Annotated in this window: 16 protein-coding genes and 1 tRNA gene; 3 read left to right on the top strand and 14 right to left on the bottom strand. The window is 30.6% G+C overall.

Going from position 1 to position 13,610, the window contains the following annotated elements; translation table 11 throughout:
* Nucleotides 1–10: 10 nt before the first annotated feature.
* The 3 genes from GXK57_RS17480 to GXK57_RS17470 are packed head-to-tail and all read right to left on the bottom strand — an operon-like array spanning nt 11 to nt 2,053.
* Complete coding sequence (locus tag GXK57_RS17480; RefSeq protein ID WP_160678828.1) at nt 11–1,048, bottom strand: protein arginine kinase; 1,038 nt, start codon at nt 1,046–1,048, stop codon at nt 11–13.
* An 11-nt stretch (nt 1,049–1,059) separates the two neighbouring features.
* A complete protein-coding gene (locus GXK57_RS17475; protein WP_160678827.1) occupies nt 1,060–1,578 on the bottom strand; it encodes a UvrB/UvrC motif-containing protein in 519 nt (172 codons plus the stop codon).
* Between the two features lie 19 nt (nt 1,579–1,597).
* Complete coding sequence (locus GXK57_RS17470) at nt 1,598–2,053, bottom strand: CtsR family transcriptional regulator (RefSeq protein WP_160678825.1); 456 nt, start codon at nt 2,051–2,053, stop codon at nt 1,598–1,600.
* Between the two features lie 195 nt (nt 2,054–2,248).
* Between GXK57_RS17470 and GXK57_RS17465 the strand changes: the two genes are divergently transcribed.
* Nucleotides 2,249–2,881 carry an MBL fold metallo-hydrolase gene (locus GXK57_RS17465; protein WP_160678823.1) on the top strand — a complete coding sequence of 211 codons (633 nt, stop codon included), beginning with the start codon at nt 2,249–2,251 and terminating at the stop codon, nt 2,879–2,881.
* 207 nt (nt 2,882–3,088) lie between these two features.
* Here the strand turns inward: GXK57_RS17465 and GXK57_RS17460 are convergent, their stop codons facing one another.
* From GXK57_RS17460 to GXK57_RS17415, 10 genes are all read right to left on the bottom strand, one after another.
* Nucleotides 3,089–4,723, bottom strand: a complete 1,635-nt coding sequence (locus GXK57_RS17460) for a methyl-accepting chemotaxis protein (protein WP_160678821.1) — start codon at nt 4,721–4,723, stop codon at nt 3,089–3,091.
* A 383-nt stretch (nt 4,724–5,106) separates the two neighbouring features.
* Complete coding sequence (locus tag GXK57_RS17455) at nt 5,107–5,277, bottom strand: 4Fe-4S binding protein (RefSeq protein WP_160678819.1); 171 nt, start codon at nt 5,275–5,277, stop codon at nt 5,107–5,109.
* 98 nt (nt 5,278–5,375) lie between these two features.
* Nucleotides 5,376–5,579 carry a heavy-metal-associated domain-containing protein gene (locus tag GXK57_RS17450; protein WP_160678817.1) on the bottom strand — a complete coding sequence of 68 codons (204 nt, stop codon included), beginning with the start codon at nt 5,577–5,579 and terminating at the stop codon, nt 5,376–5,378.
* An 11-nt stretch (nt 5,580–5,590) separates the two neighbouring features.
* Complete coding sequence (locus GXK57_RS17445) at nt 5,591–6,496, bottom strand: stage 0 sporulation family protein (protein ID WP_160678815.1); 906 nt, start codon at nt 6,494–6,496, stop codon at nt 5,591–5,593.
* Nucleotide 6,497: 1 nt separating this feature from the next.
* On the bottom strand, nt 6,498–7,427 hold the full coding sequence (locus GXK57_RS17440; protein ID WP_160678813.1) for a DNA polymerase III subunit delta': 930 nt from the start codon (nt 7,425–7,427) through the stop codon (nt 6,498–6,500).
* A 15-nt stretch (nt 7,428–7,442) separates the two neighbouring features.
* On the bottom strand, nt 7,443–7,772 hold the full coding sequence (locus tag GXK57_RS17435; protein WP_128211215.1) for a cyclic-di-AMP receptor: 330 nt from the start codon (nt 7,770–7,772) through the stop codon (nt 7,443–7,445).
* Nucleotides 7,773–7,863: 91 nt separating this feature from the next.
* Nucleotides 7,864–8,508 carry a dTMP kinase gene (gene tmk, locus GXK57_RS17430; protein ID WP_160678811.1) on the bottom strand — a complete coding sequence of 215 codons (645 nt, stop codon included), beginning with the start codon at nt 8,506–8,508 and terminating at the stop codon, nt 7,864–7,866.
* 56 nt (nt 8,509–8,564) lie between these two features.
* On the bottom strand, nt 8,565–9,983 hold the full coding sequence (locus GXK57_RS17425) for an aminotransferase class V-fold PLP-dependent enzyme (RefSeq protein ID WP_160678809.1): 1,419 nt from the start codon (nt 9,981–9,983) through the stop codon (nt 8,565–8,567).
* Nucleotides 9,984–9,996: 13 nt separating this feature from the next.
* Nucleotides 9,997–10,215 (bottom strand): sigma factor G inhibitor Gin, encoded by a 219-nt coding sequence (locus GXK57_RS17420; protein ID WP_160678807.1) that lies wholly within the window; start codon nt 10,213–10,215, stop codon nt 9,997–9,999.
* Nucleotides 10,216–10,410: 195 nt separating this feature from the next.
* Nucleotides 10,411–10,923 (bottom strand): hypothetical protein, encoded by a 513-nt coding sequence (locus GXK57_RS17415; RefSeq protein WP_160678805.1) that lies wholly within the window; start codon nt 10,921–10,923, stop codon nt 10,411–10,413.
* Nucleotides 10,924–11,194: 271 nt separating this feature from the next.
* On the opposite strand from GXK57_RS17415, the gene GXK57_RS17410 reads away from it, so the two are divergent.
* Both GXK57_RS17410 and GXK57_RS17405 read left to right on the top strand, forming a co-directional pair.
* Nucleotides 11,195–12,139, top strand: coding sequence for a magnesium transporter CorA family protein (locus GXK57_RS17410; RefSeq protein ID WP_160678803.1), 945 nt, complete (start codon nt 11,195–11,197; stop codon nt 12,137–12,139).
* A 172-nt stretch (nt 12,140–12,311) separates the two neighbouring features.
* Nucleotides 12,312–13,229: an LD-carboxypeptidase gene (locus GXK57_RS17405; protein WP_160678948.1), complete on the top strand. Its 918-nt coding sequence runs from the start codon at nt 12,312–12,314 to the stop codon at nt 13,227–13,229.
* 242 nt (nt 13,230–13,471) lie between these two features.
* Here GXK57_RS17405 and GXK57_RS17400 read toward each other — a convergent pair.
* Nucleotides 13,472–13,546, bottom strand: a tRNA-Cys gene (locus GXK57_RS17400).
* Between the last annotated feature and the right edge of the window lie 64 nt (nt 13,547–13,610).

The following is a 13,610-nucleotide window of genomic DNA, read 5'->3' as shown; positions in this document are numbered from 1 at the left end:
GTGTCACCTCCTAATTATTAATTTTTCTAAATGCCTCTCTAACTAATTTACCTCTCTCTATATCCCGTTCTCTTTCCGACAACTTTCTTCCTACCTTAAGTTGAAGTGAAGCTGGTTGAATGGATACAAGCAAGCTGTTCAAAAGTTTTTTATCTACATCATTTATTATTGACATTTCCACACCTAATCTTACGTATGAAAGAAGTTCTAAACATTCTTTTGAACTTAAAATAATTGCATTCTTTAGTATTCCAATTGACCTATATATTTTATCCAAAATTTCGTATTCATAACTAGCTCTTAATGATTCTCTCGATTTTATTTCTTGAGCAACTACTTGAGATACAACTGCTTGGAGATTAGTAATAATCTCTTCCTCCGTAACTCCAAGAGTAACCTGATTTGATATTTGATATATATTGCTATCTGCATTTGACCCTTCACCATATAGCCCTCTTATGGTCATACCAACTTGAGCTAGACCTTTTATTAATCCATCAATTTCTTTATTCATAGTAAGCGCAGGTAAATGAATCATAACAGAAGCTCTCATACCAGTACCCAAATTTGTAGGGCAAGCTGTTAGATAGCCGAACTTTTCGTCAAAGGCATAATCTAAATACTGTTCTAGCATATCATCAAGTTTATTAGCCTCATTATAAGCTTCCCTAACATTGAATCCTTTTGTTATGCATTGAAGTCTTATATGATCTTCTTCATTTATCATTATGCTCATAGTTTCATCTTTATCTACTAAAAAAGCTGTCTTCTTATAAGATTTCAATAAATTAGGACTAATAAGGTGTTTTTCAAAATAACTAGTTGACACATTGCCACTACTTTCCCACAGCCTTATAGTAGTAAACTTTTCTCGATTATCTTGGTTTAAATAAAAAGCTCCTTCAATTCTGTCAACATTCTCTCTTCCAGCAGTTTCATCCATTCTATTGGTAAAAGGTATTTTCTTAAGATTTCTTGCTAATCTAACTCTAGAACTTATAACTATTTCATCATTACTAGTTTCAGCACCATTAATCCAGTTATCCATAAAGCATCCTCCTATTCTCCCATACTTTCTTGAAGTGACTTTATTTCATCTCTAAGAACAGCCGCTCTTTCGTATTCTTCTCCAAATATAGCTTGTTGTAGCTCTTCCTTTAGTTTTACCAGCTTTCTTTTTTCTATGAAGTACTTTCCAGCCTTTGTAGGAACTTTCCCCATATGTTCCATATCACCTTGTACTCTTTTTATTACGGGGTTAATAGAATTTTGGAAGTTCTTATAGCATTCACTACAACCTAAAAGACCAGTTTTTTTGAATTCGTTATATGACATTCCACAGTTTTCACAAAGCACTTCATTCTTCTGAGCCCCTTGAGATGCCTTATTAACATAATCCACCAGACCACTTAATAAGTTTTGGAATGAGAATTCTCCTAAGTCTTCAAATGGATTTAAAGGAACTTCCATAGATTCATTTGCACACTTGTCACAAAGATTCAATTCTTTCTTATCACCGTTGACCACTTTTACAATATGAACACTGGCTTCTCTTTCTCCACATTTATCACATAACATAAAGAATACCTCCCTTACTTTAAGATAATAAAACCACAACTAGTGATCTTAATATATCAGCTCTAACCTTATTTCTATTTTCTACATTCTGAAGAGTTCTATCATTAATAGTTATTTTTATAAGTTCCATTTCTCGCTCATTTATAATATTTAAGTCATAAAGACTTTCTAAAATAGCTATCCCATTGTGATAAGTAATACTATCTCCTATACTTGAGCTTATTATTTCATAAATCTTATCTTTTGTGTCATAAGTAATTTTTTTTATAACTATGCAGCCTCCGCCACCTCTTTTACTTTCAATCAAATATCCTTTATCACAAGTAAATCTAGTAGTTAATACATAATTTATTTGCGATGGAGCACAAGAAAATTTATCTGCTAACTCATTTCTCTGAATTTGAAGTTCTTGATCGCAGCTTTGTTCAAGTAAGTTCTTTATGAATGCCTCAATTATGTCAGACAATCTAGCCACCAAATCACCACCTTACTTTGACTTTCTTTGACCTTGAATATATATTATTATTTTTTTATTTCAAATTCAAGTGATAAGTATTATTAATTAACAAAGCTATTAACAGAAAATTAAAGCAATTCAATTTTATTTGTGTATAACCATTTTTTATGGTTATAATAAGGCTATAATAGTCAAATTTAAGGATGTGATTTTATGGAAATAATTAATCTAGGCCACGCTTCTTTCTTAATTAAAAACTCTGTTGGCAAAAGGTTATTATTAGATCCTTTTCCTAACGATATTGGATATCCTACCTACGAAGACAAAGTTGATCTAATAACAATAAGCCACAAACATTTCGACCACTGCTATATCTCTCCCTCTAATATTGATACAAAAGTTATAGATACTTTAGGGATACATGAAGAAGAATTTTGTACAATACATGGAATAGCTAGTCACCATGATAAAGAAAATGGGTTAAAGCGAGGTCCTAATATTATTTATATTATTGAAATAGATAACTTTAGAATATGTCACTTAGGAGATTTAGGACATACTTTAAATGAAGGTATGCTAGATAGGATAGGTAAGGTTGACATTCTCATGGTGCCAGTAGGAGGTAATTTCACAATTGATGGATTAGAGGCTGCAGAAATTACAAAGTCTATAAATCCAACCTATGTTATCCCTATGCATTATAAGACGCCTAAACTTACATTTGAGTTAGATGGTCCAGAAAAGTTTTTAACAGCTATGAAAAATGTAAAGAAAGTTTCATCTAATTGCTTTACTCCTGAAAAAGATATCCGTTCTACTAATAATGTAATTTTTCTAACTTACTAATTAGATCCTACTGTAATTATCGGTTTTATACGAAAAGCATAAAAGTTCTTAGATATATTATTATATTTCTAAGAACTTTTACTTATATATATGTATTTTAAAATTAAAACTTTTAATTAAACTATGTTTAAGATATTTATAAAATCAATTTCGGCTCTATTTAAATCTGAGTTTTATAAGTATTTTTTAATATAGAGTTATTTTTTATTATTCAACCTTAAACCTGTTTACAAGAGTAGTCAAAGATGCAGCCATGCTATCCAATGTCTGCGCCGTAGCTGTAAATTCCTGAACTGTTGCTGTTTGCTCTTCTATATTTGAAGCCACTGATATTGTACTTTCAGATATATTTTTCGCCTCTTCTGTAACTATTTCTATTCTATTTTTCACATTATTTTTAGCATTAAGAGTTTCTTTAAGTTCTGTATTACTATTTTCTATGGTAGTAGAATTATTCAATATTCCAGAAACTATATTCTTAAAGGACTCTATAGTATCACCTAATATCTTTCCTTGCTCGCTTATCTTAAATGACACTTCTTTTGCACTATTGGAGACTTGTTTAGTATCTCCTGTAATACCTGTTACTATATTATTAATATTCTTTGAAGAGTCTAGAACTTGCTCAGCTAAAGTTCTTATCTCATCTGCAACTACAGCAAAACCTCTTCCTTGTTCCCCAACTCTTGCAGCCTCTATTGCCGCATTTAAAGCAAGTAAGTTAGTTTGCTCGGCCACATCGTTAATAACTAGAGTTATAGATGAAATATTACCTACGCTTACATTAAGCTTAGATAAAGTATTTTCTACCTCTTCAAACTTATATCGTATTTCTTCTATTGATTTAGCTAATTCTACAATTTTATCTTTTCCATCATCTGCTTTATGCTTTATCTCCATATTTCCACTTAGTGCTAAACTTAGATTTGATTCCATTGTCTTTAATCTTTCTTCTAGCTCTATTAAGACCTCATATGATTCATCTAAGTTATGGGATTGTGTGTTAACTCTATGTGCAGAATCTGTCATAGCTTCTGCTATGCTACCATTTGAGCTTGCCATTTGCTCACTTGATGCAGCTACTCCTTGTGAAGCTTCAGCAAGATTATTGGCTGAAGCCTTAATCTCTAAAACCATCTCTTTTATATGCTCCAAAGTGTCTGCCATTATACTAGATAATTTACCTATTTCATCTTTAGAAGAAACCCTTACACTTGCTGTGAAGTCTCCCTTCGCCACACGATCTAAAGACCCAAGCATATGCTTTATCGGGTTAACTATGCTTCTAGCAACAAATCCACCTATAATAAAAGCAACTATTTGAATTACTATGGCAATAACCAGCATGCTTATAATGAGATTACTAATATCCTTTTGAGAATTGCTCATAGGAATACCAAGTTCTATTACTCCGACTACGTTATCATCATTTTTGATAGCCATTACTGACTGAAGCATAAGTCCTTTATCTTTATCATTTATTTTATAAGAGGTTGTTTCTCCTGTAGAAAATACCTTCTCAGCATATTGATCTTTTTTTTGCGATCCAGTTTCTGAATCAATAGTACTAGCCACATACTTATAATCCTTATTTCTTATACCTATGTAACTTATGCTAGAATTTTTATATTTTCTTGTTAACTCCTGAAGATAGCTTGAATCTTCAGTAGTATGTCCATTTAAATTAATTAAAAATTGTTCAGACATCAAAGCTGTATCTTCCATAGCTTGATTCTGTATTACGGTTGAAGTCCTGTAGCCATATACAAGTGTATAGATTATAGAAAATAATAAACACACTCCCCCAAAACTTAAGCTTATCTTCCGTCTAAGTGATTTCATGTATTTGCCCCCTTATTTCCTTGTTTATTAACAATTTTAAACAATATCTGCAAATACTTCAATGGTTGCATATATATTTTTCTATTTTCTATTTAATTTAGTATAATTTCACATTAAAAAGGCTATTTTTTGATAATCTGATACTAATTGCTTATATATATGCATCATTTACAAGAACATAATTTATATATATCTTATCACCCCTTATTATTATTATTATTATTATTATTATTATTATTGGGCATGCATAAATTAATAGTTGAAGTTGAATACCTATAATGATTTTTTATTGATCCTATAATGCTAACCCACTTTATTTTATTAATCGGTTATTTTTTGCAATAAAAAAAAGGCCACCTAAAGGTGGCCTGTCCAACTTAAAACTAGTCTTGAACTGGTGCTCCTACTGGGCAAACATTAGCACAGTTTCCACAGTCGATACAAGAATTTGCATCTATATCGAATTGTGTATCTCCTTGACTAATAGCATTAACTGGGCATTCTGCAGCGCATGCTCCACAGCTTACGCAAGCATCTGTAATTTTATATGCCATAACAAACACCTCCTAAAAAAATGTGGTGTACAAACACCACATTTATTTTAACATGTTTTAATTGATTTTAAAAGACTTTTGTTGTTAGTTATATAACTTTACAGTACAATATATCCTAAATCTTCAATAGAAGTTATTATATCATCAAGTTCTACGAAGTAATTATCGTAGACTATATTGACTTCTCCTTTTTCCTTACTTATCTCACAAGCAATGACACCTTCATTACTTGAAATAGCTTTTTTTATTTTGATTATATCCTCAGATGACTTCATGCTAGGAATTCTTATTGAAGATTTCATATTTTACCTCCTTAATTACCACTAAACAAGTCCTTTATCATTTTCTTATCTACATCATCATCAAGTTCTAACTTAATATCGCTTTCATCAACAGTTCCTTCATATCCTCCGGATATAAGTTTTATATCACTAATTTTAAATTCTTCTATAAAATCTTCTTCTCCTCTAAATAGCTTAACCTTAACCTTCTCTTTAACAACAGAATTAGAAACAACTTCTCCTCTTCCTAAATCAGTTTCAACAACTGAACCAATCTTAGGAAGTCTCTTTCTTATATCTTCATAGGTGTTTTGCTCGTAGTTAAGACAACACATAAGCCTTCCACATATTCCTGATATCTTAGTAGGGTTAAGAGAAAGATTTTGCTCTTTAGCCATCTTTATTGAAACAGACGCGAAATCTCCTAAAAAGGTTGAGCAACATAGAGGTCTTCCACATGGTCCAAGTCCACCTATCATCTTGGCCTCATCTCTTACCCCTATCTGTCTTAATTCAATTCTTGTCTTAAATATAGTTGCAAGATCCTTTACCAGTTCTCTAAAGTCTACTCTACCATCTGCAGTAAAGTAGAATATTACCTTATTGTTATCAAAGGTATACTCTACGTCTATGAGTTTCATATTTAGTTTATGTTCTGTAATTTTATCAAAACATACTTCAAAGGCATGCTTTTCTCTGCTTTTATTATCCTCATGCCTTGCTATGTCCTCTGCATCCGCTACTCTTAAGACACTTTTTAAAGGTGCTACTATTTCACTCTCATCTATTTCCTTTGGTCCTATAACACATTCTCCAAACTCTATACCTCTTGCAGTCTCTACTATAACATTATCTTCTTTCTTAACTTCAATATCATTTGGATTAAAATAGTATATCTTACCTGCTTTTTTGAAACGTACTCCAACGACTTTAATCATATTAAACCTCCAGTAGGCTTATCATCATAACATTAAAGGTCATCTGAGGATTAGTATTACTTCTTAAGTTAATTCTAGTTTCATCTATAACTCCGATTATTCCCCTTAACTTTTTGTAAGCCATCATGTTTGATAAGTCCTTAATGTCTTCTAGTTTATCTCTATTTATTATATATGTAACATCTTGTAGTTCCTTATATATAATTATATCCCTTACAAAGGATATTATAATCGTAAAAACTTCTTCTTCTTTCCCATCATATTTAGACAGAATTGGTTCATACTTTAGTATTATATCTTCATTATGACTATTTATGTCTCTCATTAATTGTAAGACCATATTTCTTATTTCTTCAAAACCGCTGTCACCTATGAACTTTTCAGCTTTTCCTGGTATTCCCTCACTAAAAGAAATTAAAGTTTTTTTAAGTTCTTTATCTATACTAGGATATTTATTTTCAATAAACATTTCTATTTCTGCTTCTTTCAGTGGAAATAGCTTATGTACTTGGCACCTAGACTTTATCGTATCTAGTATAAGTTCTGCACTCTCACATAATATTATTATATATACTCCTTTTGGTGGTTCTTCTATTGTCTTAAGTAATGCGTTCTGTGCCTGCACAGTCAACTTATTACCTTCATATATTATTATTACCTTCTTATCATCCTCATAAGGCTTCTTGTTTACCTCTGTGATAATACCTCTAACTTCATCTACACCAAAAGAACTCTTATTAGTTCTATAATTAACTATATCAATATATTCTTTAAAATCAGTCTTTCCCATTATCTTAAAAGCAAATTTTTTAGCTAGTATGCTCTTTCCTATTCCGTCCTCACCTATTATTAAATGAGCGTGGGAGAGTGCATGTTTTTCTATACTTTTATCAAAACGCTTTATGATTTCACTATGTCCTATAAAGTCCAATGCACTCTCTCCTTTTTATATTTTCACAAATTTATCTACGTCTACTACAAATACTGTTGCCCCACCGACTTCAACTTCTACTGGATATGGTATATAAACTCCAGTTGTTCCAGCCATAGGAGATGGCGATGACACTACCTGCTTTCTTGTCTTACAGATTTCTTCAATAAGATTTATAACTACATCAACTCTCTCTTTCTCAACACCAATCATCAATGTAGTATTACCTGATTTCAAAAAGCCTCCTGTTGTGGCAAGCTTAGTTACTCTAAAGCCTTCATCTGTTATTCCGTCAATTAAATCCAAAGCATCATCGTCTTGAACTATTGCAATAACCAACTTCATAAAAAACACCTCCCATAAATTTTATTGAATATATTGCAAGTTTTTATTATTCTTTATTTTATCACAATTAACTAATTTTGAATAGAATTAGTTAAATATATCCTTTTTTTTCGAGAAAAGACATAATGCAATTAATAACTTGATCTTTTACCTCTTCTAGGGATTTTGAAGCATCTATTATTATAGTACTTTCATCATAATTTTGAGCTAAAATATGGTATGCTTCTGCAACCTTTTCATGAAATTCTATACTTTCTAGATCTAATCTATTAATTTCTCTTTCATCGTTACTATGTATTCTTCTTAGCCCTACTCTAGGATCTAGATCAAATAGCAGTGTTAAGTCTGGCATATACTCTTCAATTGCAAAGTTATTTATGTTCATAACCTGTTCCATACCCAAACCTCTTGCATAACCTTGATAAGCTAATGAAGAAAAAATAAATCTGTCACATATAACTACCTTACCTGCTTTAAGAGAAGGTATTACTTTTTCAATTAAATGTTGCCTTCTAGCTGCTGCATATAACAGGGCTTCTGTCCTTCCATCCATCTCTGTATTTTCTTTATTTAAGATTATATTTCTTATCTGCTCAGAAATAGATATACCGCCTGGCTCTCTTGTAAATATATATTCTATGTTAGTATTTTTGAACACACTCTCTATTTCTTTAATTACAGTGGTTTTTCCAGCTCCTTCTGGCCCTTCGAATACTATAAACAATCCCTTTTTCATCCTACTCACTCTTTCTTTTAACGTTATATATTTCATATTGTATAATCTATTTTATATTATCTAATTACTTTTATACACCCTTCTTCAACTCCAAGTACTGTTAAGCCATTTTTAAGGGCATTTTTTATAACTAATATGTGTTCTTTATCAATCACTTCACCAATTATAAGCATAGGAACTCCTGGTGGGTATGGTATTATATTATCACCAGCCATCTTTCCTTCTGACAATTCTAATGATATAACTTCCTTTTCACGTAGAAATGCATCTCCTGGAATAATTCCTTGTTTCGGTAATCTTGCAAAGCAGAAAGACTTTTCTCTATCTTCAATCATATTTAAATCTATATTTCTAAGGGTTCTTACTAGTAACTCAAAATCTGCCTCAGTATTAAATGGTGAACATATCAATACAACATTATTTTCACCACTCATTTCTGCTTGAATCTTATTAGTTCTAAGTACCTCTAATAATTTATGCCCACTTAAGCCTTCTTCTAAGCATAACACTATCCTGCTTTCATCTAAAATAGTTTCTGATTCATTTATATAGTTCTTATCAAAAACCTTAATATATGAAAGATCTTTAATATCCCCCTTAAACTTGTCCAATTTTATAAATAGCTTCTCATAAGCTACTTGCCCCTCATATTCGAGAAAAGCCCTACTATAATCCATAGATGCCATTAATATATAGGAGGGGCTTGTGCTTTGAAAAACCCCAAAATAAAAATCTGCTTTCTCTATCAACGACTTGTCATTTACATGTAAGAATGATGTCTGAGTTAAACTTGGTAATGTCTTGTGAGCGCTCATTACAACCATGTCTGCACCTAAAGTCACAGGACTTTCGGGAAGCCTTTTATGCACACCAAAATGAGCACCATGCGCACAATCAACTAACACCTTTATATCCCTCTTATGACATTCATCAATTATAAACTTTAAATTACACCCAACTCCATAATAATTAGGATAGGTTATAATAATTCCCTTTATATCTCTATGCTCACTTAAAAGTCTAGTAAACTCTTTCAAGTCTAAAGTTAGCGGTGCTTTAAGCATTGTATTTAAAGTGTTATTTAAATATACAGGCCTTAACTTTCTCATAATTAAACTATTCATTATGGATCTGTGGCAATTTCTTTCAACAAGAACTTTGTCCCCCTCCTCGAAACATGAATAGCTCATTATAAGATTTCCTGATGTGCTTCCATTGACTAAAAAATAAGACTTTTCACTTTTATATAAATCACGCAATTTTTCTAGAGCTTCTTTTAGCACACCTTCTGGCTTATGAAGATTATCAAGACCTTCCACCTCAGTTATATCAGCAGATAAAAGAAACTCATTCAAGTTAATATCTAAAAACTCCGATTTAAATCCCCTGCCACTTTTATGACCTGGCATAGAAAAAGGAGCATTTTCTTCATCTACATATAATTTCAACGCTTCTACCAGCGGAATCTTGTTCATAAATACCTCCTTATTATAAATACTCACTTTTCTCACAACTGTTTTTTATAATATGAGGAGTAAGTTGTTTTTTGATACAATTCATGTAGTATTTATAAAAATCTGTGTCTGCATCACACTCTACTAGATTTTCTTCACAACTTCGGCAAATCTTTTTACCGCATATTATTATACCATTTTCATGAGCTTTTCCACATACTATGCATTTATTTTTAGCATATATATTATTCATAACGAATATTACCTCCATAACTTATATGTTATTTTGATTTTTAACTCATATAGTATATTTTATTCAATACAACAAATAATCTTAATTTGTCCACAATAAATATTTTACAAATAAATCAAGAACTTACTTTCATAATGGATATTATGAAATAAAAATAAAAGTAACCAGGGACGTACTAACGTCTACCTGATTACTTTAACTTACCATAACCTCTTTATATCTGGCACTATATATTTCTAATTTATTTACTAAGTCTTCGCTAGGTTGAAAAAAGAACTTTTTATATTTATTGTCATCTCTATATATACAACAGTATGTCTTTATGCCAAATATACTACCTATATAAAGCTTTCTTCTATTAATAGGATACCTTTTAGGTGCAGATACTATTCCACCTAAAAAAACTATATCCTTTAGTTTTATATTCTCTAAAGTTACTTGCTCAGCTGGATTAACTCTGTGAATTATAAGCTTATCAGCTACTATTGAATATTTATAAGAAGTTCTACATCTAATAAATTGAAATCCAACAAAACTAAGCGTCAATAAAATCAATACGGGATCGATAATTATATTAATCTTATGATTATATAATAAAACTTTTTCACTTGAGTTTGATAAAACAATCATTAAACATAATACTACTATGCTAATTACTATTGAAGAAGCTTTTCTTCTTGCTACAAACTCTTTATGCATCGTACCCATAAAATTATTCCCCCATCATATAAGCTAATAATACACCATAGTGATTATACAACCATTTTACTTTTTTATCTATTATCTTTTATATTAAATATTAGCTTTTATATCAATATACTAAGCTTAGTTATATATATGCAAGGTTATTCTCTAAGATACTCATGATTACTTAATTTCTCTAATGTATGATATAATAAAATTGATATTTAAATTTTTATTGATTATTATATTCAAAGTTGTTTTACTACATTATACACCAAGTTGGAGGTATCCTTAGATGATTCAAATATATAAATCAGTAAGTGAGCTTGACCCTACATTAAAAAATCTAGATAATATTGAACCAGGTTGCTGGATAAACTTAGTTGCTCCTTCAGATGAGGAACTTATTCTTATATCAAAAAAAACCTCCGTTCCAATTGAATTTTTAAGAGCGCCTTTAGACGACGAAGAAACCTCTCGTATAGATATAGAGGATAATAATATGTTAGTTATTGTAGATATACCTTTTACAGAAATGGAAGATAACTCATTAACCTATGATACATATCCTCTAGGAATTATACATACAGATAAAGAGCTTATAACCGTTTGCTTAAAAAACTCAAAGATATTAACTGATTTTACCTATGGAAAGATAAAGTCATTCTACTCTTTTAAGAAATCTAGATTTATATTGCAGATTCTAAATAGAGTATCTACATACTATCTTATATATTTAAGGCAAATTGACAAAAAAAGCCTTATGATTGAAAAAAGACTACATAAATCTATGAAAAACAGAGAACTGATACAATTACACTCTTTAGAAAAGTCCCTTGTTTACTTTTCAACCTCTCTTAAGTCAAATGAAATAACTCTTGAAAAGATGCTTAAATTAGAGATAATGCAAAAGTATGAGGAAGATAAGGATGTTTTAGAGGATGTTATAATAGAAAACAAGCAAGCTATCGAAATGACTGAAATATATAGTAATATACTAGCAAGTACCATGGATTTCTTTGCATCTGTAATATCTAATAATCTAAATATAGTAATGAAAGTATTAGCATCAGTAACTATACTATTAGCAATCCCAACTATAATGGGTGGAATATACGGCATGAATGTTAGATTACCTCTTCAAGATAGTCCCTATGCTTTTCATATAGTTATGGGAGTTACAATGATAATCGGTGTTATAGTTGCTGCACTACTTTATAAAAAAGATATGTTTTCTTAAATAACACTTAACGCGCTTCAATTACAGATCAGTACTATATATAACTCTACCATTTTAATTAAAAATATAAGTTTATTATCAAATGGTACATATATGATTAATTATAATATAATAATTAAGAAATTTACTAAAGAGGACTAAGTAGTCCTCTTCTATTTTGGAGGTGTTTATCATTCTTGCTAAAGGAATTGAATTTGGAAATACAATAGGCATAGTATCACCTGCAGGTTGTGACGATACTGATATCATTAAGAAAAAAATATCAGATTTTAAAAGCTTAGGCTTCAAAGTAAAAGTTGCTGCTCACGTATTTGATAAGTATGGATACTTAGCAGGAGAGGATAAAGATAGGGCAACTGATCTAATGAACATGTTTATAGACGATGAAGTTGATGCAATTATTTGTTTCAGAGGCGGCTATGGAAGTGCTAGAATGCTTCCATATATAGATCTCAATATTATAAAAAAACATCCAAAAATTATTTGTGGCTTTAGTGATATAACCTTGATTCTTAACTATCTGTATAAGAAAATAGACCTTGTAACCTTCCATGGTCCTATGATAAAATCCAATTTTTCTGATATAATCACAAAAGAATATTTCTTTAATGCTACCATGAATAAATCCGCCAATTATCAAATCGACTTAAACTCATTTGATGATATAAAAATTTATAATTCAAAAAATATAAATGGCAAATTGGTGGGTGGCAATCTAAGCTTACTCTGCAGTAGTATAGGTACTCCCTTTGAAATTGATACAAAAGACAAAATACTTTTTATAGAAGATGTAAATGAAAAGATTTATTCTATCGATAGAATGCTTACTCAACTAAGTCTTTCTAATAAGTTATCTGACTGTAAAGGCTTTATATTAGGACAGTTTACTGCTAATGAAAATGATATGAAAGAACATAACTTTACATTAGAAGAACTCCTTTATGAAAAAATAGTCTCTCTTGGGAAGCCTACAATTATTAACTTACCTTTTGGTCATGAATATCCTAATATTACTCTTCCAGTAGGTGGATCTGTTAAAATAGATTTAAATGAAAATCTAATCTCTCCAAGCAAATCATTCGTAATATAAATTTATAAACAAAATAATCAACAGAAATATAATTAATCAACAGTAGTTATCCACAAAAACTGTGTATTATTTTCATATTTCTGTGACTAACTTTTCATTATTCTGAATTTTATAAAAAAAACATCACTTTTTTCTATACTTATCCACAGATTGTATAAGTTTTTACCTATGCCTTATAATTATTAAAACTCTTTAATAAAAAATAGAAGTCTGTAAACTATTTGTTTACAGACTTCTACTTTTGGAGGCGCCACCCGGATTTGAACCGGGGGATAAAGGTTTTGCAGACCTTGGCCTTACCGCTTGGCTATAGCGCCATACTATAAAAATAAATGGTGGCCAGACCAGGAATCGAACCAGGGACACGAGGATTTTCAGTCC

This window comes from Clostridium sp. C8-1-8 (assembly GCF_009928445.1).
Classification (GTDB): Bacteria; Bacillota; Clostridia; order Clostridiales; family Clostridiaceae; genus Clostridium_AR.
This window is presented reverse-complemented; position numbering and strand designations above follow the sequence as displayed.

What these genes read in the sequence shown, in the direction of transcription:
- GXK57_RS17480 (WP_160678828.1), bottom strand. Translation starts at nt 1,048, where the DNA reads ATGGATAACTGGATTAATGGTGCTGAAACTAGTAATGATGAAATAGTT.
- GXK57_RS17475 (WP_160678827.1), bottom strand. Translation starts at nt 1,578, where the DNA reads ATGTTATGTGATAAATGTGGAGAAAGAGAAGCCAGTGTTCATATTGTA.
- GXK57_RS17465 (WP_160678823.1), top strand. Translation starts at nt 2,249, where the DNA reads ATGGAAATAATTAATCTAGGCCACGCTTCTTTCTTAATTAAAAACTCT.
- GXK57_RS17460 (WP_160678821.1), bottom strand. Translation starts at nt 4,723, where the DNA reads ATGAAATCACTTAGACGGAAGATAAGCTTAAGTTTTGGGGGAGTGTGT.
- GXK57_RS17455 (WP_160678819.1), bottom strand. Translation starts at nt 5,277, where the DNA reads ATGGCATATAAAATTACAGATGCTTGCGTAAGCTGTGGAGCATGCGCT.
- GXK57_RS17450 (WP_160678817.1), bottom strand. Translation starts at nt 5,579, where the DNA reads ATGAAATCTTCAATAAGAATTCCTAGCATGAAGTCATCTGAGGATATA.
- GXK57_RS17445 (WP_160678815.1), bottom strand. Translation starts at nt 6,496, where the DNA reads ATGATTAAAGTCGTTGGAGTACGTTTCAAAAAAGCAGGTAAGATATAC.
- GXK57_RS17435 (WP_128211215.1), bottom strand. Translation starts at nt 7,772, where the DNA reads ATGAAGTTGGTTATTGCAATAGTTCAAGACGATGATGCTTTGGATTTA.
- tmk (WP_160678811.1), bottom strand. Translation starts at nt 8,508, where the DNA reads ATGAAAAAGGGATTGTTTATAGTATTCGAAGGGCCAGAAGGAGCTGGA.
- GXK57_RS17425 (WP_160678809.1), bottom strand. Translation starts at nt 9,983, where the DNA reads ATGAACAAGATTCCGCTGGTAGAAGCGTTGAAATTATATGTAGATGAA.
- GXK57_RS17420 (WP_160678807.1), bottom strand. Translation starts at nt 10,215, where the DNA reads ATGAATAATATATATGCTAAAAATAAATGCATAGTATGTGGAAAAGCT.
- GXK57_RS17415 (WP_160678805.1), bottom strand. Translation starts at nt 10,923, where the DNA reads ATGGGTACGATGCATAAAGAGTTTGTAGCAAGAAGAAAAGCTTCTTCA.
- GXK57_RS17410 (WP_160678803.1), top strand. Translation starts at nt 11,195, where the DNA reads ATGATTCAAATATATAAATCAGTAAGTGAGCTTGACCCTACATTAAAA.